The organism is Streptomyces sp. NBC_00988 (assembly GCF_045162645.1).
Classification (GTDB): domain Bacteria; phylum Actinomycetota; class Actinomycetes; order Streptomycetales; family Streptomycetaceae; genus Streptomyces.
Map to the genome: position 1 here is coordinate 12153535 of NZ_CP108730.1, position 21551 is coordinate 12175085.

At 68.3% G+C, this 21551-nt stretch carries 17 protein-coding genes and 1 pseudogene; 12 read left to right on the plus strand and 6 right to left on the minus strand.

Annotated features, from left to right (window positions below):
* The first annotated feature begins 90 nt into the window (after positions 1–90).
* Together OG496_RS54595 and OG496_RS54600 are read left to right on the plus strand one after the other, a co-directional pair.
* Positions 91–453, plus strand: a complete 363-nt coding sequence (locus tag OG496_RS54595; protein WP_405976415.1) for a BlaI/MecI/CopY family transcriptional regulator — start codon at positions 91–93, stop codon at positions 451–453.
* A complete protein-coding gene (locus tag OG496_RS54600) occupies positions 450–1379 on the plus strand; it encodes a M48 family metalloprotease (RefSeq protein WP_405976416.1) in 930 nt (309 codons plus the stop codon). Before OG496_RS54595 ends, OG496_RS54600 begins: the two co-directional genes overlap by 4 nt.
* 409 nt (positions 1380–1788) lie before the next feature.
* On the opposite strand, the pseudogene OG496_RS54605 reads toward OG496_RS54600, so the two are convergent.
* Positions 1789–2043 (minus strand): annotated as a pseudogene (locus tag OG496_RS54605) (sodium-dependent transporter); the annotation flags it as partial.
* A gap of 268 nt (positions 2044–2311) precedes the next feature.
* On the opposite strand from OG496_RS54605, the gene OG496_RS54610 reads away from it, so the two are divergent.
* Together OG496_RS54610 and OG496_RS54615 are read left to right on the plus strand one after the other, a co-directional pair.
* Complete coding sequence (locus OG496_RS54610) at positions 2312–3151, plus strand: hypothetical protein (protein ID WP_405976417.1); 840 nt, start codon at positions 2312–2314, stop codon at positions 3149–3151.
* A 161-nt stretch (positions 3152–3312) separates the two neighbouring features.
* Positions 3313–4221 carry a hypothetical protein gene (locus OG496_RS54615; protein WP_405976418.1) on the plus strand — a complete coding sequence of 303 codons (909 nt, stop codon included), beginning with the start codon at positions 3313–3315 and terminating at the stop codon, positions 4219–4221.
* 296 nt (positions 4222–4517) lie between these two features.
* Here the strand turns inward: OG496_RS54615 and OG496_RS54620 are convergent, their stop codons facing one another.
* Positions 4518–6254 (minus strand): hypothetical protein, encoded by a 1737-nt coding sequence (locus tag OG496_RS54620; RefSeq protein WP_405976419.1) that lies wholly within the window; start codon positions 6252–6254, stop codon positions 4518–4520.
* Between the two features lie 415 nt (positions 6255–6669).
* On the opposite strand from OG496_RS54620, the gene OG496_RS54625 reads away from it, so the two are divergent.
* Positions 6670–8319, plus strand: a complete 1650-nt coding sequence (locus tag OG496_RS54625) for an alkaline phosphatase family protein (RefSeq protein WP_405976420.1) — start codon at positions 6670–6672, stop codon at positions 8317–8319.
* A gap of 370 nt (positions 8320–8689) precedes the next feature.
* On the opposite strand, the gene OG496_RS54630 is transcribed toward OG496_RS54625, so the two are convergent.
* Positions 8690–9685 carry a nuclear transport factor 2 family protein gene (locus OG496_RS54630; RefSeq protein ID WP_405976421.1) on the minus strand — a complete coding sequence of 332 codons (996 nt, stop codon included), beginning with the start codon at positions 9683–9685 and terminating at the stop codon, positions 8690–8692.
* Positions 9686–10255: 570 nt separating this feature from the next.
* Here OG496_RS54630 and OG496_RS54635 point away from each other — a divergent pair.
* The 4 genes from OG496_RS54635 to OG496_RS54650 all read left to right on the plus strand — a co-directional run bounded on the left by OG496_RS54635 (position 10256) and on the right by OG496_RS54650 (position 13751).
* Positions 10256–12070 (plus strand): hypothetical protein, encoded by a 1815-nt coding sequence (locus tag OG496_RS54635; RefSeq protein ID WP_405976422.1) that lies wholly within the window; start codon positions 10256–10258, stop codon positions 12068–12070.
* The gene (locus tag OG496_RS54640; protein WP_405976423.1) at positions 12058–12546 is read left to right on the plus strand and encodes a hypothetical protein; all 489 of its coding nucleotides are present in this window, start codon (positions 12058–12060) and stop codon (positions 12544–12546) included. Before OG496_RS54635 ends, OG496_RS54640 begins: the two co-directional genes overlap by 13 nt.
* Before the next feature lie 282 nt (positions 12547–12828).
* Positions 12829–13281 (plus strand): hypothetical protein, encoded by a 453-nt coding sequence (locus OG496_RS54645; RefSeq protein ID WP_405976424.1) that lies wholly within the window; start codon positions 12829–12831, stop codon positions 13279–13281.
* A 269-nt stretch (positions 13282–13550) separates the two neighbouring features.
* A complete protein-coding gene (locus OG496_RS54650) occupies positions 13551–13751 on the plus strand; it encodes a DUF3761 domain-containing protein (protein WP_405976425.1) in 201 nt (66 codons plus the stop codon).
* 415 nt (positions 13752–14166) lie between these two features.
* Here the strand turns inward: OG496_RS54650 and OG496_RS54655 are convergent, their stop codons facing one another.
* From OG496_RS54655 to OG496_RS54665, 3 genes are all read right to left on the minus strand, one after another.
* Positions 14167–15018, minus strand: a complete 852-nt coding sequence (locus OG496_RS54655; RefSeq protein WP_405976883.1) for a hypothetical protein — start codon at positions 15016–15018, stop codon at positions 14167–14169.
* A gap of 326 nt (positions 15019–15344) precedes the next feature.
* Positions 15345–16016, minus strand: coding sequence for a hypothetical protein (locus OG496_RS54660; protein WP_405976426.1), 672 nt, complete (start codon positions 16014–16016; stop codon positions 15345–15347).
* Between the two features lie 458 nt (positions 16017–16474).
* Positions 16475–16690 (minus strand): hypothetical protein, encoded by a 216-nt coding sequence (locus OG496_RS54665; RefSeq protein ID WP_405976427.1) that lies wholly within the window; start codon positions 16688–16690, stop codon positions 16475–16477.
* A 92-nt stretch (positions 16691–16782) separates the two neighbouring features.
* On the opposite strand from OG496_RS54665, the gene OG496_RS54670 reads away from it, so the two are divergent.
* The 3 genes from OG496_RS54670 to OG496_RS54680 all read left to right on the plus strand — a co-directional run bounded on the left by OG496_RS54670 (position 16783) and on the right by OG496_RS54680 (position 21464).
* A complete protein-coding gene (locus OG496_RS54670) occupies positions 16783–18162 on the plus strand; it encodes an IS1380 family transposase (protein WP_405976428.1) in 1380 nt (459 codons plus the stop codon).
* 738 nt (positions 18163–18900) lie between these two features.
* Positions 18901–20160 (plus strand): alginate lyase family protein, encoded by a 1260-nt coding sequence (locus OG496_RS54675; RefSeq protein WP_405976429.1) that lies wholly within the window; start codon positions 18901–18903, stop codon positions 20158–20160.
* Positions 20161–20303: 143 nt separating this feature from the next.
* Complete coding sequence (locus OG496_RS54680; protein WP_405976430.1) at positions 20304–21464, plus strand: glycoside hydrolase family 88 protein; 1161 nt, start codon at positions 20304–20306, stop codon at positions 21462–21464.
* Positions 21465–21551: the final 87 nt, after the last annotated feature.

The window sequence follows — 21551 nt, forward strand, 5'->3', positions numbered from 1 at the left end:
GTTCCGTCCGTGGGCAGCGCCAGGTAACCGACTACAATTTTGTAGACCGTCTGTTGAACGGCAGACGTTGGCGGAGTGAGGACGTTCCCCATGACCGACGAGAGGCGGCCGGCCGGTGAGCTCGAAGCCGCCGTCATGGCTGTGCTGTTGACCGCCGGTGTCCCGCTCACGCCGGGGCGGGTGCAGACCGGGCTCGGCTTCGGACTGGCCCGCACGACGGTGACGACGATATTGACCCGGCTGCATGAGAAGGACGTCGTCAGCCGTGAACGGCAGGGCCGGGGATACGCCTACTCTCCCGTGCAGGACGCTCCCGGTCTCACCGCCCGGCGCATGCACACCGTTCTCGACCGGGACGCCGACCGGGAGACGGTCCTGGCCCGTTTCGTCGCCCAGCTCAACCCCGGCGACGAGGAGTTCCTGCGCCGGCTTCTGGAGGGTGACGAGCGATGACAGCTCTGCTGCTCGTACCGTTGGTCCTGCCCTTCCTCGCGCCGATACTGGCCCGCCGAACCTTCGACCGCCTGGCCCCCGCCACCGCGCTGTGGGTTCTTACCGCCTCGGCCCTGGCGCTGGCCGGGGCCTGCGTCGCAGCTCTCGGGGCCCTGGTTCTGACGGGACTGCTGAAGTTCCCCGCTTTCGCCGCCCTCGGCGAACTCGTTCACCCCCTGCGCACCCCCTCGGACTACCTCGTCCTCCCCGCCGCCGCGGCGGCCACCGGAGCGCTCACCCTCGGCGCCTGGACCCTCGTGCGCTCGGCCTTCCTCCAGACTCGCGCCTTCCGTACCGCCCGAACACAGGCCGACCGCCGCCCTGCCGCCGGCGACCTGTGCGTCGTCGATTCGCCACATCCGGACGCGTACGCCTTGCCCGGACGGCCCCACCGGATCGTCGTCACCACCGCGATGCTGCGCAGCCTGGGACCTGACGAGCGCGAAGCCCTCTTCGCCCATGAACGCGCCCATAACCGGGCCGGTCACCACTACTTCCTGGCCGCCGCCGAACTCTCCGCCCACTGTCACCCCGCGCTGCGCGCCGTCCGCGACACCCTTCGGCTCGCCGCCGAGAGGGACGCCGACGAGGCCGCGGCCGGCGCCATCGGCGACCGGCGCCTGATCGCCACGGCCATCGCCCGCGCCGCTCTGGCCAGCCACACCGCGCGATCCGCCCGCCCGGACTTCGCGCCTGCGGCGACGACCGGCCCGGTTCCGCAGCGCGTCACCGCACTCCTCGAATCCTCCGAGGGGCGCTCGCGCCCCACGCGCTGGACCGCGTTCCTCCTCGTGGCCTGCACGGTCCTGTCCGTCGTCGCCGGAACAACCGGCGTCGTCGCCTTTCACCACCAGGTGGAGATAGCCCAGGGCGAAGAGGGCCCATGACCGGTTCGGCCCGGCGACCGATCGGCGCGCTCTTTCTCGTGCCGCGCACTTCACGCTGTGGGACTTGAGCTTCTCCCGATACGGCGGGCAGGTCGTCGGTGTCCACCTGCCCGCCGCCGTTCACGCGGGTGTTGCCGTGAGGGGTCGGGTGGCCGCGAGGGCGGTGCCGTAGCGGCGCAGGGCAGGACGACGGTGGTGAGGGTGAGTCCGGTGTGGGCGGAGCCGCTCGTACCGCCGAGTGTCTGTGCGTAGCCGCCGCTGAGCAGCGGTGCCAGGGTCGCCAGCAGGAGTGGTGTGGTGAGGGGGCTGAGCAGGGTGGAGGCGGGGGACCAGTCCGACCATGGTCGGACTGGTCCCCCTCGCCCCTGCTGGTCCATACGGTGGCGCTGGCGGCCACGGGCATGGCCACGATCAGGATCATCGCGGTGAGCAGTCCACTACCGCCGCCGGAGTCGGGCGTGCCGCGCAGCAGGAAGGCGCCGAACGGAACGACGAGCAGCGGAATCGCCAGATGCAGGGCGAGTTGGGCCAGCATGGCCTTGGGGCGTCGCAGCACGCGGCCGAGCGCACGGACCGGTACCTGGATCCCGGCCGAGAACAGCACCAGGGACAGCAGGAGCGAGGTGGTGGGCACTGTCAGGTGGGCCGGTCCGCCCAACGGCACGGCGTGCGGTCGGCGCAACCACGGGCCGACACCCGGCAGGAGTAGAGCGGCGGCGCAGGAGACGAGGACGGCGCGGTCGGGCCGACGGCGCAGGGTTCACGGCGGCCTTCTTCCGTCACGAGGGCAGGGGCGGGACGGGACGCCGATATGCGCCGGTGGCACAGGTGGATGTACGTGGGGGCATCCTTCTCGGACGGTACGTGTGGGGCAGGTGATCAGCACGGGCAGTCAGGATGCGTTCAGGTATCCACTGGCACGGTCGGGTCTCATGACCTACGAACTGTCCGACACACCGGAAGCCGAACGGGACGCCAACGGTCCTACCCGGCACGCACACCACCTCCGCCTGAACAAAGTCCCCGAGATCACCGTCTACTTCTGGATCATCAAGGTCCTGTGCACGACGGTCGGCGAGACCGCGGCGGACCTGCTCAACGAGAAGGCCGGGCTCGGCCTGACCGGCGTGTCGGTGCTGATGAGCGCGCTGCTCGCGGTCGTCCTGGTCGTCCAGTTCCGTACGACCGCCTACCGCGCGGGCGTCTACTGGCTCGCCGTCGCCCTGATCAGCGTGGTCGGCACCCTGATCAGCGACAACCTCACCGACAACATGGGCGTCCCGCTGGAGACCACCACCACGGTGTTCGGGATCATCCTCGCCGTCGTGTTCGTCGTCTGGTACCGGCGGGAGCGGACCCTGTCGATCCACAGCATCGACACCACCAGCCGTGAGGCCTTCTACTGGCTGGCCGTGCTGTTCACCTTCGCCCTCGGTACCGCGGCCGGAGACCTGGTCTCCGAGCGCATGAACCTCGGCTACTGGCTGTCCGCGGTCCTGTTCGCCCTCGCCATCGCCGCCGTGGGCATCGCCCACTTCACCCTCGGCCTGGACGCGGTGTGGAGCTTCTGGATCGCCTACATCCTCACCCGCCCGTTGGGTGCCTCGATCGGCGACTACCTCTCCCAGCCGACCGGCGACGGCGGCCTTGGACTCGGCACCGTCGTCACGAGCGTCCTCTTCCTGGCGGTCATCCTCGGCATGGTGGTGTTCCTGACGGTGACCCGCAGGGACGTCATCGACCGCGAGCCCGTCGCGGGACAGGCGGCCTGAACAGCGCGGAGGCGTTCAGGAAGCGTTCAGGAATTGATCGACAGAGTCGGATACCACAGCCGTCTTCCGCGGCCGGACCATGCGTTAACAGGGCGCCTGTTTCCCTCACGGGAACGGGCGCCCTTCCACGCCCCCCCCACAGAACAGGAGTGTCCGACACCTTGGAGATTCCGGAAGCCCTCACCGACACCGACGTCGCCCCTGCGCACCAGCGGACCGTGGCCACCGCCAAGTCGGTGATGAAGAAACTGCCCGAGGTCACCCTCGCCTTCTGGATCATGAAGATCGCGGCGACGACCCTGGGAGAGACGGCCGGCGACCTCTTCGCCCAGACCCTGAAGCTCGGCTACTTCCTCACCACGATCGCACTGTTCCTGGTCTTCGTGGTGACCCTCGTGGTGCAGTTGCGCTCCAGGCGCTACAACCCGTTCTTCTACTGGACGGTCATCCTGTCGACCAGCATGGCCGGCACCACGATGTCCGACTTCATGAACCGCGACGCCAGCACCAAGTACCTCTCGAACGGCGCCACTTCGCTGGGCTGGGGACCGCAGGGTCTCGGCCTCGGCTACCCGACGGGCGCGGCGTTCCTGATCTCGATCCTGGTTGTCATCTTCGCCGTGTGGAAGCTGACCGGGATGACGTTCGTCATCCGGGACATCGTCAGTTTCCGCGGGGAGGCGCTGTTCTGGTCGGCGATCCTCGTCTCCAACACCCTCGGCACCTCCATGGGCGACTTCCTGTCCGACAGCTCGGGCCTCGGATACGCCGGCGGGGCCGCCCTCGTGACCGGCCTGCTGCTGGTGCTGCTGGCCCTGATGAAGGTGCCCGCGGTGCCGAACGTGCTGCTGTTCTGGATCGCCTTCGTGCTGACCCGTCCGCTCGGCGCCACCGCCGGCGACTTCCTCACCAAGCCGGTCGCCAAGGGCGGCCTTGACCTGGGTACGCCGGGTTCGTCGGCCGTACTCCTGACAGTCCTGATCGGCTTGATGGGGTACGCCCATGTCCAGGAGCGTCGGCGCCCCGCCTTGTCTCTGTCGTCGCCTCCGCGGCCCGGCGCGCGCGACTGAGGCACTCGGCGGACGGACCGACCGGTTCGGATGTGCGAGTCCGATGCGCCTGGCCGTCACGCGAAAGAACGTCACCCGGCCGGAGGTCGCCATCGGCCGGGTGACGTGAGTGGTGCGAAGGACGTCCAGCCCGGCGGGTGGGCCGTGGCCTTCGTACCCAGTGGCAGTGATCGTGTCTTCGACCCTTAATGCGGGCCGATCGTGCGCACGGTCCCCCCACGGCAGTCGTCTGTGGATCGCTGCTTCCCCGGCAGGCGCCGAGTTCCCCGCTCGGCTGCCCCTCACCGATTCAGGGCCTACTTGGTGACCTCGATGCGTGCGGTGCTGATCGTCATGGGTTTTGCGGTGACGGCGATGAGGTACATGCGCTGATGCACGCCGGGCAGTGCGCGGTGGCCGCCGACCGGTCGTACGACATACACGGCAGTGCTGTGCGGGGCGAGGGCGGCGGGGCCCGAGGTGATGGTCCACCAGTTGGAGGCGCCCTGGCCGACGCGGCTGGCGAAGTGCGGGGTGAGGGCGGTGCCGGTGATGTTCGCCGCCCGCACCGTGACGGAGGTGACAGCGGCGTGGGACCGGCCCGTGAGGTGAGCCGTAAGTGCCATACGCAGGGGCGGCGGGCTGGCTGCGGCGATACAGGCGCACAGCAGTGCCGGGGTCACCAGCGCCATCGCCGCGGCGGCCTTCGCGGGGCGGCCGGTGAGGCGGGGGATACGCGGCTGCCAGGCATGGGCCAGGGCCGAGGAGGGGACCGCCGCGGCGGCGGCCAGCCACAGCGGGGTCATCATCAGGAAGTAGCCGTCCTGGGAGCGGGTGGCGAGGTAGAAGGACAGCCAGGGCAGGACGGTCAGCGCCGTTCCCAGGCGCCGGGCGAACAGCAGGGTCGCGGCGAGCAGGCCGACGAGGAGCAGCTCGCTGGCGTAGGAGTAGTAGTCGAGGCGGCTGCTGCCGTCGGTGAAGTAGTAGGAGATGCCCATCAGGCCCTGGCCGTGCAGGATCGCCTTCTGGGTGAGGGGCAGCAGCAGTCCGTGCAGCCAGGCGGAGAAGCCCTGCGCGGCGAAGTAGGCGTTGATGCCCGCCCACGTCAGTGCGGCGACTCCGGCGAAACGGGCCAGCACGGCCGCCGCGGGACGGGCCCCGAGTTCGCCGCGCCGTACCGCGTACAGGCCGATCAGCAGGAACGGGGCGAAGAACCAGGCCAGTTGCTGAGCGGCGCAGGCGGCCCCCAGGCACACGGCCCGCAGCACCCCGCTCCGTCCCAAGCGTTCGCCCGCTCCGGTGGCCGGCCAGTAGACCGTCACCGGGATCAGCAGGGCCAGGGCGACGATCGCCGGGTAGCCGGAGCGGGCATAGCCGGGGAGGATGCCGAAGCCGAGGCACACGGCGGTGGCCGCCGAGCGCCAGGGGGCGGGCAGCAGCAGCCACAGCGTGACCGCTCCGGCGATCAGCGTGCCTGTGGTGACCAGGGTGGCGGCTGCCGGAGTGTGCAGGATGGCGTGGACCGGTGCGGCGAGCAGGGCGGTCAGCGGTGGATAGCCGTAGGTGTAGTCCGCCGAGCCGGACATCGTCTTGGTCAGGCCGGAATTGGACGTACCGAACAGCCAGGGCCAGGGCTGTCCGTAGACGGGGCGGCCGTGCGCGATCTGGTTCGCGGCCTGTGCGGTCAGTACGCCCTCGTCGGTGCCGATGTGGTTCAGCCAGTAGCCGCAGACCACCAGGGCCACCGCGAGGACGAGAACTCCGGCGTCCACCCCGACCAGGGCCCGCCGACTCCGTACGGCGAATGCGAGTACCCCGCACGCGAGGATCCCGGCGTAACAGACGGAGACGACCGCGGCGACGGGCGGATCGGAGAGCATCCCCTGGGTCCAGGCCGAGCGGGTGCCGATGAACAGGCTGATCGTGCCGATCAGCGTCATGCCCCGGTGCCACTGCTGGGGGTTTTCCGCGTCGTCGGAAGCCCGCGGCCGGCCGGCGGTGGGCGGGCGTTTGTAACGCCGCCGCACCTCGGTGTCGACGGTATGAGCGGCCATATCCACCTTCTCCATACTCAGCTACTACAGCATGTAGGAGGTTGGGTGGGTGCTCCAAGTTCGTCCAGATGAGGTGAGAGGGTCATAAGAAAGTGGTCCGATGTTCAGGACGTGCCGCGTCCTCCAGGCGCGCGACACGATCGCGGAGCACCTTGTGATATCCGTCCGCGTGACGCCTGCACCCTCGGACGGAGCTGCCCAGGGTCTCTCGCCGTGTCGGTGCGTGATGGCGTTCGGGAGTGTCAGCCCGCCCGGTCCGCGGGTGTCTCTCCTTCTTGGGGAAAACCAGGCCTGCTTGGTGAAGACCCGACCGCTCCTTCCGGGCGTGTTCACGCATGGGCCGTTTCCGGTACACAAGGCGGGCCTCTGATGAGCCCGGCACCCGCAGCCCGCCCCGAACACCCGGGAGAGACCAATGTCCAGACGTTACGTCAGGTCCGCAGCCGTCCTCGCCGCCACCGGAGTGCTGACCGGGGTGACTGCCGCCCAGCCCTCCGCGTTCGCAGCCTCCCACCACCGGACGGACGCCAGACACGTCCTGCTGGTCTCCGTCGACGGACTGCACCAGTCGGACCTGGCCTGGTACATCGCCAGGCACCCGAAGTCCGCGCTGGCCCAACTGGTCGGCGACGGCGTGGAGTTCACTCATGCCAACACCACCACGCCGTCCGACTCCTTCCCCGGCATGGTCGCCCAGGCGACCGGCGGCAGCCCCGGCACCACGGGCATCTACTACGACGACACCTACAACGCCGCGCTCCTACCGGCCGGCACCACCAACTGCAAGGGCGTCAAGCCCGGAGTCGAGGTGGACCTCACCGAGGATCTCGACACCGACAAGACCTCCATCGACGCTGGCCAGGGCCTCGCGGGCCTGCCGGGCAGCATCCTGTCGATGACCGGCCACCCGGCGAGCCTGATCAACCCGTCGAAACTCCCCGTCGACCCGAAGACCTGCAAGCCGGTGTACCCGCACTCCTACCTCAAGGTGAACACGATCTTCGAGGTGGCTCGCCAGGCGGGTCTGCGCACCGCATGGTCGGACAAGCACGCCGCCTACGAGATCCTCAACGGCCCCTCGGGCACCGGCGTCCAGGACCTGTTCACCCCGGAGATCAACAGCGACGCCCTCGGCTACGCCGCCGGCAACGACTGGACCACGGACAACAAGGCCACCGAGCAGTACGACGGCTACAAGGTGAAGGCCGTCCTCAACGAGATCGACGGCTACGACCACAGCCGCACCCACAAGGTCGGCACCCCGGCGATCTTCGGCCTCAACTTCCAGTCGGTCTCCACCGCGCAGAAGCTGCCCACCTCGGACGGCCTCACCGGCGGCTACACCGCCAAGAACGTCCCGGGCCCGCTGCTGGTGAAGAACCTGGACTTCGTCAACACGGAGATCGGCGCCCTGACCGCCGAGATCCGCAAGCGGCATCTCTCCGGCAGCACCACCGTCATCCTCTCCGCCAAACACGGCCAGTCGCCCACCGACCCCGCCGCGCTCACCCGCGTCGCCGACGGCCCGCTGCTCGACGGCCTCAACGCCGCCTGGAAGAAACTCCACCCCGGCGCCGCCGACCTGGTGACACACGCGGTGGACGACGACGCCATGCTGCTCTGGCTCTCCGACCGCTCCGCGGCCGCCACCGCCTTCGCGAAGAAGTACCTGCTCGCGCAGAACGGCACCGGCACCGACATCAACGCCAAGCCCACGACCTACACCCACAGCGGACTCAGCAAGGTCTACGCCGGCAAGGCCGCCGCCGACTACTTCCACGTCAAGGCCGGCGACGCCCGCGTCCCGGACCTCTTCGGAGTCGCGCAGTACGGCGTCGTCTACACCGGCGGCACCAAGAAGATCGCCGAGCACGGCGGCGGCCACTCCGACGACCTCGCCGTACCCCTCGTCGTCTCCGGAGCCTCCGTTCCCGACGGCGTACGCGACTCCGCGAGCGTACAGACCAAGCAGATCGCACCGACGATCCTGAGCCTGCTCGGTCTCGACCCCCGCTCCCTGCAGGCCGTCCGCGAGGAACACACCACCGAGCTGCCGATCCGCTGACCCGCCCGTCAGGAAAACTGAGAGGCCGCCCAGCCGACAGTCGGCTGGGCGGCCTCGTGCATGGCGCGGGCTCAGCCGCCCGGCCCGGCCGGGGTCGTGGCCGTCTTGGTGGCGCGCCCCCGCGACTGGACCGCTCCACCCCGAGATCACCGAAGCCGGTTGACCGCCCGCGCTCACATCCACACGTGATGAGGTTCGATGAGGCACATCCGCATACTCCGTCGCGCCACGGTGGCTCTGGCCGCAGCCGTCACCATCGGGCTCGGGACGACGACGGCTCACGCGGACCCCGGAATCCCCGACGTCGGCTATGGCTACCCCGGCCCAGGAGTGTCGGTCCGCTGCGTGCAGTTCTTCGTGAACAACTACCTCAACCCGCACCTTCTGGAAGACGGCAAGTTCGGCCCCCAGACTGGTACAGCTCATCAGCATCGCCAGGATTGGCCGGGACTGGTTCGTCGACGTAGACGGGTCCATCGCTCGGCGCCAAAGGCGCAAGGTCGAAAGGACGTACTACCCGGCGCCGCGCTATGCGCCAGATCCCTCCCTCGCACCGGTACTCGTCCTCGTAGGTACCTCCACCGGCAATCCAGCGGTGGTCGGGGAGTTGGGCCAGGACCACGACGTCCGATCGTCCGGTCGCGGCAGCGCCGTCGATTTCCACCGTGTGGTTGGCACTGGCATGCTGCATGATCGGGAATGCCTGCCACTGCTGCTCGACCGCCGCGCGGATGGCTTCGTTCCCCGTGAATATCTGGTCCGAGCTGGTCTCCCACACGGCGTCCGCTGTCCAAATTGCCTTCCAGCGGACTGGGTCGCGGTGGTCGGCACTCACGCAGTAGTCGTGGGCCAGCCGGTGCAGTGCGAGTTCGGCCTCGACTCGGTCCAGGCGAGCGGCGAGATCTTGTAGCGTCGTCATTCCTGGGAGGCTACTGACGGTTGAAATGGCCCGCAGGGCGGCCGCCTCACCCCTGCAAGTGCCGTCGCAGGGCGAACAGTTGGCCGTGTGCCGCAGCGAGAGCGGCCTGCAGTTGGCAACTTTTTCACGGTGTTTGCGGCGATCGGCGGCCAGCTGCTGAGTGAGGCGGCGAACCAGCGTACTGGCGGCAGCCTCAGCGTCGGGGGCGTGAGCTGCGTCGCCCGGGACGGCATCGCGTCGTGCCCGGCGGAGCGCCTCGACCTGCGGGCGTAGGACGGGATGTCGGTAGATGAAGTCGGTGGACACTCCGGCCGCCCTGGCGATGGAGGTCACGCTCACCGGGGTGCGTGTCTTGCGGGCTGCCTTCAGTGCCTTCTCAACGGCGGACTCGGTTTGTTCCCGGCGTCGGCGGGTGGCTGTGGCCAGGGCTTCGATGCTGCGATTCACGTGTTCTGCGCGGTGTGCTCGGCAGCGGTGTCACCGGAGAGCCGTCGCTGGGGCGCCGCCCCACTTTGGTTGGCGGACCTGGACATCCTGGACATCACGGAGGCGGTTCGAACGGCAGACCCGTGCGATGCGGGAACTCAGCCGACATGTGTTCCCCGAGCCTGACCATGCGCTGGCCCCGATGGAGGCAGTCTGTGCCCAGCACCGCTGTGAGGCCGGCGCCACCCGAGCACGGCGTAGGAGGGTGGCCGTTGACGCCGGTGCCGATCGCGGTCCCTCCGAGTTTGGACTTCAGCGGTAGGGCGGTGGCCTCAGAAAGGCGTCGGTGGTTCTCCTCGATAAATGAGGGCGTACGTGGCGAACTGCTGGTGCTGCGCTGATTATTGACGGGGCGCCAGGGACGATCGGGCGATGGATTCGTGCAGGTCAGCGCCCATCAGCCCTCCTCTTCTTTATGTGTCCTTTAGTCAAAGATCGTTGTTTGTTTAAGTAAGTGATCTTTACGATCCTCCGGCATGGACATGCCTCCCATCGGGGAGCGAATTCCATGAAATATAGGGGGGTTCACATATGTTGCAAGCGAGACGCACAAGACACAGACGTCTGTCCCTGGCCGTCGTCTTCTTCACGGTCCTTGCCGGCTTCGGCCTGACCAGCATCGCCCAGGCAGGTGCCACCACTACGAGCGGGAACTTCTCCGCTATCTCGCCCTCTGCCAAAATCGTTGACACGCGCTCGGCGCTCGGCGTCGGCAGCGCGCTCGGTGCGGCTTCGACCGCCGCCTTCCAGGTACTGGGGCAGGGTGGCATCCCCAGTTCCGGTGTGTCGGCCGTGTCGCTGGACATCACCGCGGCCAACGCCACCTCGTCCGGCAGTTACCTGGAGCTGTGGCCCGACGGCACCACCAGGCCCAACCCGGCGTCCGTCATCAACTTCTCCAGCAGCGCGGACGCAAGCAACTCGGCCATCGTGGCAGTCGGTTCGGACGGGAAGATCGACGCCTACAACTCCAGCGGCACCGTCGACCTCGTCGTGAGCGTCAATGGCTATTTCACCTCCGACGGCGGCACCGCCTCCCCGGGCGGGTACGTTCCGGTCACGCAGTCACGACTCGTCGACACCCGTGACGGCACCGGCGCCACACAGGCGAAGATCGCACCCGGTGGCACGCTGAACGTCCAGATCGACGGTAAGGACGGCATCACCGACGAGGGGTCGGTCTACGCCAACATCACCGTCCCCTCTCCCGGCAGTGCCGGGACCCTGTACGCGTACGCCACCGGAGGATCGGCCGGGCAGCCGGTCGTCGACTACAAGAGCGTCACCACGTCGCAGGGCGCGGTGATCCCCGTAGGCGCAAATGGCCAGATCACCCTGAAGAACGGGTCGTCCACCCAGTCGGTCGACGTGGTCCTCGACGTCTACGGCTACTTCACCCAGGCAACTTCCGGTGACGGGGTCTTCACCGCCACCCAGGACCGCCTGCTCGACACCCGCACCACCACCGCCATCCCGGCCGACAGCAGCGTCAGCGTGACCGTGGCGGGCAATGACGGTATCCCCACCTCCTTCGGCGCGGCCGTACTCAACCTGACCACGACCGGACAGCAGAACTCCGGCTATCTTCGCGTGTGGCCGACCGGGCAGCCGATGCCGTCGACGACGTCGGTGGACAACTTCCAGGCGAACACCTCGACCACCGACCTGGTGATTGCCCAGCCCGGTGACCAGGGCGCGGTGAGCATCTACAACGCCAGCGGTGGCACCATCCAGCTCATCGTCGACCTCCAAGGATGGTTCTCCATCGACGGCAACGACGACGACGGCACGCTGACGACGCTACCGCCGGTCGATCCCGCGGAGACGGACCTCACCGACGCGCCTACGGACCCCGCGGCCGTCACATCCGAGCCGGCGGCCCCCACGGACACGCCTAACGGCAATGCACCTGCCGGTCGGTTCTGCGACTCGGGCGGCGTCTACCGGCCCACTCACCTCGGAGGCAGATACATCCGCGCCATCGGCGCCCCTCAGTCCAACTACAACGGCACCAGCAGCAAGGAGAGCACCACGTTCTCGGCCGAGGCGTCAGGGACCGTCGGCATCAGCTTCAGCGGGTCGCTGAAGGTCACGCTCAGCGAGCTCGTCTCGCGCCAGGAAGCCACCTTCGGCGTCAACCTGTCAGCATCACTGACCGCGAAACTGGGCAACTCGGTAACCTCCGCCATCCCGGCGCACAAGACCCTCAACGCCAAGTACGGCGTTTGGCGACGACGTGTCACCGGCACCAGCTACTACGTGTACAGCAACTGCGAGAGCTCCAAGCCTTCGACAATCGTCTCGTACACGCCTTACACCGTCGGCTGGTACACATGGATAAGCTGACCAAGGTCCGTGCGGCAGTGACGATCGCCTTCGCGGCGAGCGTTCCCCTCATCGCGGGCTGCACAGCGCACAACGGTCAGAGCTCACCGCGCAAAACCCCGACCGCCTCAGCATCGCCTTCCCCTCGTTCTTCCGTCATTGATCTGACGAAGACTCCGCCCGACATCTCCGGTTCGGCCAAGGCCCTCATCCGTCTGGCGAACAGGACAGGATCGGAAGAGGTGGCCGTGATCGGGAACATCAAGGCGGGGACGGTTGCCGTGGCGACCGAATGCACCGGCGAGGGGAAAACGACCATAGCCATCGGGAAACTGGCCACCTACACCATCCCCTGCGCCGCCACACCCTCGACGACCTACAACGAAATCGGCTTGGGCAGCAGCAAGCAACAGGTCAAAATCACGGTTACGGCCAGCCCTGGAGTCCACTGGGGACTGTCCGTCGGATGGCGCTCTGGATTCCAGCGTCCGTCCTGAACCATGCCGCTCCGTGCATTGGGCCCCGGGGATGTCACGACTGATTCTCCGGGGCCCGGAGTGTTTTTCTGTTGGGCTCTGGCGATACTCCTGCCGCCGGAGAATGTGCGGGTGATCTTGGAGCCAGTCCGGCTGCTGTGGGCACGTGTGGAGCGTCCCGCCGCCCACCGCCTGGCGGAGGCTGCCACCGGTCATGAATCTGAGACACTGCAGGTCAGCGGGCCTGCAGAGGGCCACTGATCCAGTCTGGACTACGACCGCTCCCTCTGCGATGGTGTGGTGGTGACCGAGGGGGAGCGGGAAACGCTGGCCATCGCGTTGGATCATGCATGGCGTTGGTACGAGAACCGACGTGGCCGTGCCGTCCTACTACTTCAGATCCTCATCCTGTGGCTGGCCATTCTGGGCACTGCGTACGGGGTTGTCGTCCAGGCGAGGTTGTACGGTCTTGCCGGCTCTATCGGGGTGCTGGCTGCGGTCAGCGTCGCGGCGACAGACTTGGAGGCCTCGAAACTGCGGACCTCCGCGGGGCTAGCTGCCGAAGCCGTTGCCGACCTCCAGGGCCGACTTGCCGATGCGCTAGCCATGGAGTCGATGCGGCTCCAGCAACGTGAGCAAGCTGGTCATGCTCCGACGCCGACCTTCCTGGGTTTCGACTCGGGGCGATGGTTGGCATTCGTCAGCATCGTCGTTGCGCTCGGAGCTTCCCTCTACACGTGGGTAGCCCTGCCGTAGAAGCCTGCTGGGGCCCTCGCCACAAATGCATAGTCACTTCGGGCCGCTGCACGAGATCAAGAAGCTGATCCGCGGTTCTTGATGCCGGGTGAGGGGCGCCGCCGCAGAGTTAGAAGCGCCCCTGGCCCGTCCACTTGTTTGCGCGCTTCGAACCGAGTGCGACGGCCGCGCTACGACGGTCACTGCTGCGTGACGGTCCGTCCGGTCTGCCCGGCTGCCGAAGTCGGCGGATGCATGCTCGCCTCTCTGAACCACCAGAAGGGGGAATCATGCTGACGATAGTCCGGGGCGCGGTCGCGGCCGATGCGGCGGCCGCGTCGTGCGCGCGGCACACGACGGGTGTCTGCAAGGCGAACTCACCGCATCCGCGTGGCGCTGCCGCGAAGTGCAAGGACGACTCGTACTCCTACAGTGCCCACGCCCGTGGGACGTGCTCGCACCACCGGGGCGTCAAGTACTGGTACCGGTAGACGGCAAGCGGCGCCGCTGCCCGGAGGTACTCCGCGCAAGGGCTGCGGTGGATTCCGCCTCGAAGGCAACCTGGGAATTGGATCCGCGGTACTCAGGAGGGCCGTTACGACCGCTCGCCCGATCCCGAGCTGTATCCCGCTCACCTGTTCCCCCGGTAGGACTGCCCGAGCCGGAAGTACAACGCGCGGAACTTCACATGCCTCTCAACCGGCACTGCAGAAAAGGGGTGGTCGAAGTGGGCGTGCAACTCGCTCGGTCCCGCTTGTTCGACCTCGGCGATCCTCCGGTCCAGTGACCGCTGGCATCGCGTGAAGGCAGCTCCGGCCTGCCTGCCCCCGGCGGGCGGCGGGCCGGAGTCAGGGTCAGCCGGCGAGGTGATCGTGTCGCGCTCGAAATCGGCCGCGTCTGGTCTGCTCACTCCGGCTGGTGGTCGGGCCCCCCGAAGTCCGGGCTGCTGAAGTCCGGGCTGGAAAAGCTCGGGCGGTGGCCCGGTTCCGGGCCGTCGTCCGGGCTGGGGATACCTGGGCGGTCGTAGCCGAGGTTCGGCATGCGACTTGGGGCCGGGGGTGTCGTACGGCGGAGTGGCGCCGTGCTCGGAGCCGCGAGTGCCTCCTGGAGGAACGGCAGGATGCCGCGTTCCAGGAGGGCGTCGTGCCAGGCCTCCCTGGCGCGGGCCACTTCGCCGCCCGACTCGCCGTAGGGGCCGGTGTCGAGCGAGGGCCTGTTGCGCAGGGCGGTGAGCAGCAGGCCGACGGCTGCCACGACAACTGCCGCAGCGGTCATGGCGCCGAACACCCAGCCGACCGTGAGCAGGGTCTTGGCGAAGGAGGGCTCGGGGTTGAGCATCTTGAGGATGTAGCCCACGAGCAGAAATATCGCCGCCAACGTGCCGGCGAGGACGGGGGTGAGGACGGCGGCGACGGCGACGGCACCCGCACCCCCAGCCGCCTCTCCCAGGGTGGTGGCAAGCCCCTTTGCGTCCGTACAGGGTTCCGCGGAGCCGGTCTCGTGGACGGCCGACGGGGTGGATGACGCCGGCCGGCGCAGTTCCTCGCGGACCTTCACGTAGTGCTGGTACTCGGTCGCCGCGGCCGCCGTGATGAGCGCGGTGGCGTTCAGCGCCATGGTGCGCAGCTGTTCGGGGTTGAGCCGCTTGCCGACAGCGGCCAGTTCCGGGCGGGTAGGGGCGGAGCGCAGCGCCTCGTCGAGGATCCGCTCGTACTCCTGGCGGTCCCCGCTGTGCAGGTGCTGCGGAACGCTGTTCATGCGGACTCTGGTGCCAGTTGGTCGCGGACCCGATCCACCGGCCGGGGGCAGGCGCTGGGCGGGCGAGGGAGTGTCGTCGTCCAGGGGGTCGTCGGCCGGGGAGGCTTCCCGGATCTGGTCGATGACGTCGGTAGGGGGCAGGGCTACGGTCGGTGGGCTGGTGGGCTGCGGATGGGCTGGGCGTACACGGATGCCGAGGACCGAGGCCAGCAGTCGTCGCCGGATCGGGAGGCCGCGCTGCTGTTCGGCTGTCGGCGGAATGTGTCCGGGGCGACCGACGCCCAGCACGCTGGCGGCCACACGCGTCGGCCAGGAGGGGCGAACCGTCACGTCGTCCCCTCCTCTTCCAGGGGCCGCGTACGAGGCGGCGGCGCTACAGCGGGGCTGGTGCGTCCGCTCGCCGGTTCCCTCACGACGTCAGCCGGCCGTCCGTTCGACTGCGCCTGCAGGCCGTCTGCCCGTCTCTCGGCCGGGACCGGCGACGGGAACTCGCCGAGGTGTGCGGAGGCCTGCGTGGGCACCGGGAGTTGGGGCGGTGTCACCACCGGAAGAGCAGGCGCTGCGGAAGTTGCTGGGGGCTCGGGGGCGGGCGGATCACGGTGTGCCGCGGGTTCCGGCATCGCGCCGTCGGAGGTCATGCCGGGCGGAGGGCTTGCGGTGAGCGCGTCGCTCACCGACTGGACGCGGCTGAGCTGCGTCAGGATGACCGGTGCGGAGATCCCGACCACGATGGCCGCGTACGCCCCGCTGATCTGTCCCGTGGTGCCGAACAGTACGGCGGCGGCGGCACCCAGGCCGCTGTGGACCACCGCGGCGACAGGGTCGCCTACCGGATCGAAGTACTGCTGGAACCGTGGTGGTTCATCCTCCTGGCCGGACGGTAATCGCCGATGGGCGCGGCGGTCCGACTGCCAGTCAAGAAACCGGGCGTAGACGTCCAGGAGCCCGCGCAGTACGCCGCCGGCAGCCCCCAGCAACATCAGCGTCGACACCGTCACGTTGGCCCCCGGCAGCACATATGAGGGCTTCGCCCTCCGCCCCGTGCCATTGAGCGTAGAGCCACCCGCGCTTCCCCAGAAGGGGACCGGAGACCACCGCCTCGCCGGCCATCACCGACAGAACCGGGGCAAGCCATCGTGCGCTCGCAGTCCAGACGCAGTAGATCTTCAGCGGTACGGGCACGGGGGTCAGCGTTCGCCTCCGGTGCCCCGCCGCGAGCGTGTACAGAACCGAGCCGACAAGGCCGGTCAGGGATTGCCATTTGCGCTCACACTCAGTCGAATTAGCCTCGCGCTTTCACCGAGCGGACGAGGGATGAGTGGCCAAGTAGAGAGGAAGGGGCGGTGAGCTGGGGTGACAGGTTAATACCGTCTCGTTGCGACGTCCTGTCGCTCTTCACTCTGAAAGTGTTCCCGGCCAGCGCCTACTCGCGTGCGAGTCAGGCAGTTCCGGGTATCTACCGTTGCTTGGCCAGCATCCGCGCCGCTTGCGAGAAGCAGATCAACGCAAAGCCGAAGCCGACAGCCAAGGCGGCATCGCCCCTGCCCGCGTGCTCTCCCAGCAGGAACCAGGAACCTCCTGCAACGAGGAGGAGGGCTCCCGTTGCCAGCAAGCCAATGGTGATTCTGCGGTCGCTCATCTCGGGCCTCGCCTCGTCCATCGTCGTGCCCAACAGGTGTCCAGAAAGGTGAAGAGTACTCCTGACCTGCAACGATGGGACTTGTCGAGGGTCCTGTCAGCTGCAAGGAAAGAAGCACTCTCCAGGTGAAGAAGCGTAGTGGGTCGTATCCGCGTGTTCGTGTCGAGGGCGGCGGCCGTGGGGTGGTCTCGCAGGCCGGGTCGGTGCTGCTGGTCGAGACGGTCCGCAAGTTGGGCCTGGACACGGCGATATCGGCGGCGCTGGCACCGTGGCGCAAGCCGCGGACCGTGCACGATCCGGGCAAGATCCTGCTGGATGTGGCCCTGGCCGTCGCACTCGGCGGCGACTGCCTGGCCGATGTCGCCATGCTGCGGGCCGAGCCCGTCGTGTTCGGCCCGGTGGCCTCCGGTCCGACGGTCTCCCGGCTCGTCGACGCCCTCGCTGCGTCCGGCCCGAAGGCTCTCGCGGCGATCCGGGGCGCACGTTCCGAAGTACGCACGCGTGTCTGGGAGTTGGCCGGCGCGGACAGTCCGGCCGCCGACGGCCAGGTGATCGTGGACATCGACGGCGTGCTGGTGCTCGCCCACTCCGAGAAGCAGGACGCCACCGCGACCTGGCAGAAGACCTTCGGCCATCACCCGCTCGTCGCGTTCGTCGACCACGGCCAGGCCGGTTCCGGGGAGCCGGTGGCCGCTCTGCTGCGGCCCGGCAACGCAGGCTCCAACACCGCCACCGACCACATCACCGCCACTGGGCTCGCCCTGGCCCAACTCCCCGGACACCTGCGGCGAGGACGGCAGACACTGATCCGCACCGACTCCGCCGGCGGCACCCACGCCTTCCTCGACTGGCTCTCCAAGCCGGGCCGGTGGCTGTCGTATTCCGTTGGAATGACCATCACCGACACCATCCACCAGGCCGTCCTGAAGATCCCGAAGAAAGCATGGACGCCCGCTTACGACGCCGGCGGCACCGAGCGGCCCGGCGCCTGGGTCGCGGAGATCATCGACATGCCCGACCTGCGCACCTGGCCCAAGGGCATGCGGCTGATCGTCAGAAAGGAACGGCCTCACCCCGGTGCCCAGTTGCGCTTCACCGACCTCGACGGACTGCGGCTGACCTGCTTCGCCACCAACACCAAGGGCGGCCAGCTCGCCGACCTGGAACTGCGTCACCGCAGACGGGCACGCTGCGAGGACCGCATCCGACGTGCCCGCGACACCGGCCTGCGCAACCTGCCCCTGCAGGACACCGCACAGAACCGGATCTGGCTGGAGATCATCTCCCTCGCACTCGACCTCCTCGCCTGGATGCCCATGCTCGCCCTGACCGGCAAGACCCGCCGCTGGGAACTCAAACGGCTTCGCCTGCGGCTGTTCTCGGCTGCCGCCCAGCTCGTCACCACCGGCCGCCGCCACTGGCTCCGCCTGCCCGCCCGATGGCCATGGACCGACGTCTTCACCCACGCAACCGAGCGGCTCCATGCCCTGCCGAACCCCGGCTGACCAGCCACTTCACCCATCCCGACAACCCGCATCACCACACCAGGCAGTGGAACCCGGCGCCCACCCGACGCGAGAGCCGGGCCATCAGCCTGACCGCACCGTGAAAACTCCACCACGCCCAGCCACAAAGGGTCCCTCAGCAAGCTGACGGACCCTCATGAACGATCGAGGTTAAGGGTGTATCACTCATCCGGACCGGTGCCCACATCAGCCCCGTGACCAGCAATTCCAGGATGGACAAGGCTCATTGGGCGGGCCCGGAGGCTGCTCGGGCCCGACCGCGCTGCCCAGCCCCGCGTCCTGATCGCCGCACTCGAGGGCCTGCGGATCCAATGGCTCAGAGCCCCCTCCGCCGACATCGTGGGTGACCTCAAAGCCGTGGACAGCGCACTGACCAGCGGCTGCCAGTCGGCTCGCGACATGTAGGGCGCGGCCAGGAGAACGCTGCCGACGGGGTTATGAATGCCGTATGCCCTGAGCTGGTTGGTCGAGTTCTGGAGAGCGGTCGGCGTTGGCGACATCGCCCTCGACAGTGCCCGCGACGCACGTAGTGTCCTGGCGTCCCAGACCGCGCGGGACGTGTGATGGTGCAGCCGCAGGCTGCCCGCAATGTTGGTCTAGACCTTGACGCCCTCGTTCCTGCGCGACTACCTTCCGGCATCAGCGGTTCACAATCGCATTCACTGTTCACGTATAGGAATTCCGTAGCGGCAGTCGCCTCATGGAAGGCCATCCCCCATGCGTTCAACAGCCCTCTCCCGGTTCGCCTGCCTGTCCGCCGTGCTCGGCGCTGTGGCGGCCGCAGCCGTCATAGCTCCCGCCTCGGCTTCCCCGGCACCCACGCCGGAAGCCGCCACGCGGGCCACGACCGTTCAGCCCGGCACCGTTAAAGCCGCAGCCGTTGCCGCATCGCCCGCGGTGTTCGTGCACCCGGGCGTGAACCTTGACTCCGCCCAGCTCGACTTCGTACGGGCCAAGGTCCAGGCAGGGGCCCAGCCGTGGAAGACCGCGTACGACAGCATGATGGCGAGCCCGTACGCCTCACTGTCACGCAGCCCCAAACCCCGGGCGACCGTGGAGTGCGGCCCCTCCTCGAATCCCAACAACGGCTGTACCGACGAACGCGAGGACGCGATAGCCGCGTACACCGACGCGCTGGCCTGGTACATCAACCGCGACGACCGCTACGCACAGAAGGCGATCCAGCTCATGGACGCCTGGTCCGCGACCATCCATAACCACACCAACGACAACGCCCCACTGCAGACCGGCTGGACGGGCTCCTCCTGGCCCAAGGCAGCCGAGATCATCAAGACCGTGCGCGGTAACTGGCCCAACGCCGGCCGCTTCGCGACGATGCTGCGCACCGTCTACCTCCCGCTGGTCGTCAACGGCTCCAACCGCACCGGCAACTGGGACCTGACGATGCTGGAGGCGGCCGTCAGCATTTCTGTCTTCCTCGACGACCACACCAGTTACGACACCGCGATCGGCCACTACCTGCAGCGCGTCCCCGCCTTCGTGTACCTCTCCTCGGACGGCGCGCTGCCCAAGACCGTGCCCAGCCAGCACCTCACCACTCGCGACCAGATCGTCAACTTCTGGTTCGGCGCAAGCACCTTCACCACCGGCATCACCCAGGAAACCTGCCGCGACCTCACCCACACCGGCTACGGCATCTCCTCGATCTCCCACGTCCTGGAGACCGCCCGCATCCAGGGGCAGGACCTCTATCCGCAGGTCGGTGAACGGCTACGGCAGGCACTGGGCTTCCAGTCGAAGTACGAACTCGGCGCGGCCATCCCGTCCACCGTGTGCGGCGGCACTCTCAAACTCGGACTCGGCCCCATCACCGAGGTCGGCTTCAACACACTGAACACCCTCCACGGCGTCGCGATGGCCAATACCCAGACTCTCACCGAGCGAAACCGCCCGGCCGGCACGAACAACCTCTTCGTGGCCTGGGAAACCCTCACCAATGTCCGCAACCCCAACTGAGTTCGCCCTGCACGGCCGATGGCGATCCGCCGCGCCGATTCCCGTAAGGGGGCTCCTGCACAGCAGCAGCCGACCCTCCCCCCAACTCCGGGGAATCCGCCCCTCCTCAAACATGAAAGGCCCAGGCCCCCATGGACAAGGACATGGACCGACGACGCTTCCTGACCACCACGGGCGGCAGCGCGCTCGCCGCTGTGGGGCTGTCCGCCCTGACCGGCATCGCAGGGCCGCGCGCAATGGCCACCCCCGCCGCCGTGCCCTCGTCCACTCTGCCCTCGCGCGCCGCAATCATCACCGTGCTGCGCCGAGTCGCCGACCACTGGATCGCCGCCCACGCCAACCCGGGCAACAACCAGTGGGCCAACGCGACCTTCTTCTCCGGCCTGCTGTCCCTGTACTCCCTGACCAAAGACGCCCGCTACCTTGGCTACGCCCGGTCCTGGGCCGAGCAGAACAACTACGCCCTCAACGGGGGCTCCAGCACCCGGATCGCCGACAACCAAAACGCCGGACAGGCGTATCTCGACCTCTACGCGCTGGAACCCGACCCGCACAAGATCAGCGCGATCGAGACCTCGCTGCACCGCATGACCTACACCGACCAAGTCGACAAGAACGACGACTGGTGGTGGGCCGACGCCCTCCACATGGCGATGCCGCCCTTCGCGCGCCTCGGCACCCTGCGCGGTGACGCCCGCTACCACCAGAAGCTGTACAGCTTGTACCAGCACACCAAGCACGCCGAGGGAGGCCCCGGCCTGCTGAACCCGGCGACCGGCCTGTGGTACCGCGACAAGAATTTCCTGCCCGGCCACATCGTCTCGCCCTCGGGCAAGCCCGTCGTCTGGTCGCGGGGCAACGGCTGGGTGGCCGCCGCCCACGTCAAGACCCTCAAGGCCCTGCCGCCCGCCCAGTCCAACACCGCCGAATACCGCGACACCCTCACACGCCTGGTGACCGCCCTCCCCCCGGTCCAGCGTCCCGACGGTTTCTGGAACGTCAACCTTGCCGACCCCGCCCACTTCCCCGGCCCCGAGAGCAGCGGCACGTCCTTCTTCGTCTGTGCCGTCGCCTACGCCGTCGCCACCGCCCTCGTCTCCCGGGCCACCTACCTGCCCGTCGCCGCCCGTGCCTGGAACGGCCTGGTCGCCACCGCCGTCCACCCTGACGGCGTCCTCGGCTACGTCCAAGGCGTCGGCGACCGCCCCGACTCCAGCCAACCCGTCACCTACGACACCACTGCGGACTTCGCGGTCGGCGCTTTCCTCCACGCGGGAGCGGAGCTGGCGACCCTCGCCTCCTGAAGAGCATCGGCGCGCCGCGCCCCGAGCGGGTCATCAGTCCGGAGAAGGCGCTGCCGCTGCTCGGGTCCGCGGCGGCAAGCTCATCCT

Excerpts from the sequence above, each read along its gene's own strand:
- OG496_RS54610 (WP_405976417.1), top strand. The coding sequence starts at position 2,312 with ATGACCTACGAACTGTCCGACACACCGGAAGCCGAACGGGACGCCAAC.
- OG496_RS54640 (WP_405976423.1), top strand. The coding sequence starts at position 12,058 with ATGGATAAGCTGACCAAGGTCCGTGCGGCAGTGACGATCGCCTTCGCG.
- OG496_RS54650 (WP_405976425.1), top strand. The coding sequence starts at position 13,551 with ATGCTGACGATAGTCCGGGGCGCGGTCGCGGCCGATGCGGCGGCCGCG.
- OG496_RS54675 (WP_405976429.1), top strand. The coding sequence starts at position 18,901 with ATGCGTTCAACAGCCCTCTCCCGGTTCGCCTGCCTGTCCGCCGTGCTC.
- OG496_RS54620 (WP_405976419.1), bottom strand. The coding sequence starts at position 6,254 with ATGGCCGCTCATACCGTCGACACCGAGGTGCGGCGGCGTTACAAACGC.
- OG496_RS54635 (WP_405976422.1), top strand. The coding sequence starts at position 10,256 with ATGTTGCAAGCGAGACGCACAAGACACAGACGTCTGTCCCTGGCCGTC.
- OG496_RS54655 (WP_405976883.1), bottom strand. The coding sequence starts at position 15,018 with ATGAACAGCGTTCCGCAGCACCTGCACAGCGGGGACCGCCAGGAGTAC.
- OG496_RS54625 (WP_405976420.1), top strand. The coding sequence starts at position 6,670 with ATGTCCAGACGTTACGTCAGGTCCGCAGCCGTCCTCGCCGCCACCGGA.
- OG496_RS54680 (WP_405976430.1), top strand. The coding sequence starts at position 20,304 with ATGGACCGACGACGCTTCCTGACCACCACGGGCGGCAGCGCGCTCGCC.
- OG496_RS54595 (WP_405976415.1), top strand. The coding sequence starts at position 91 with ATGACCGACGAGAGGCGGCCGGCCGGTGAGCTCGAAGCCGCCGTCATG.
- OG496_RS54600 (WP_405976416.1), top strand. The coding sequence starts at position 450 with ATGACAGCTCTGCTGCTCGTACCGTTGGTCCTGCCCTTCCTCGCGCCG.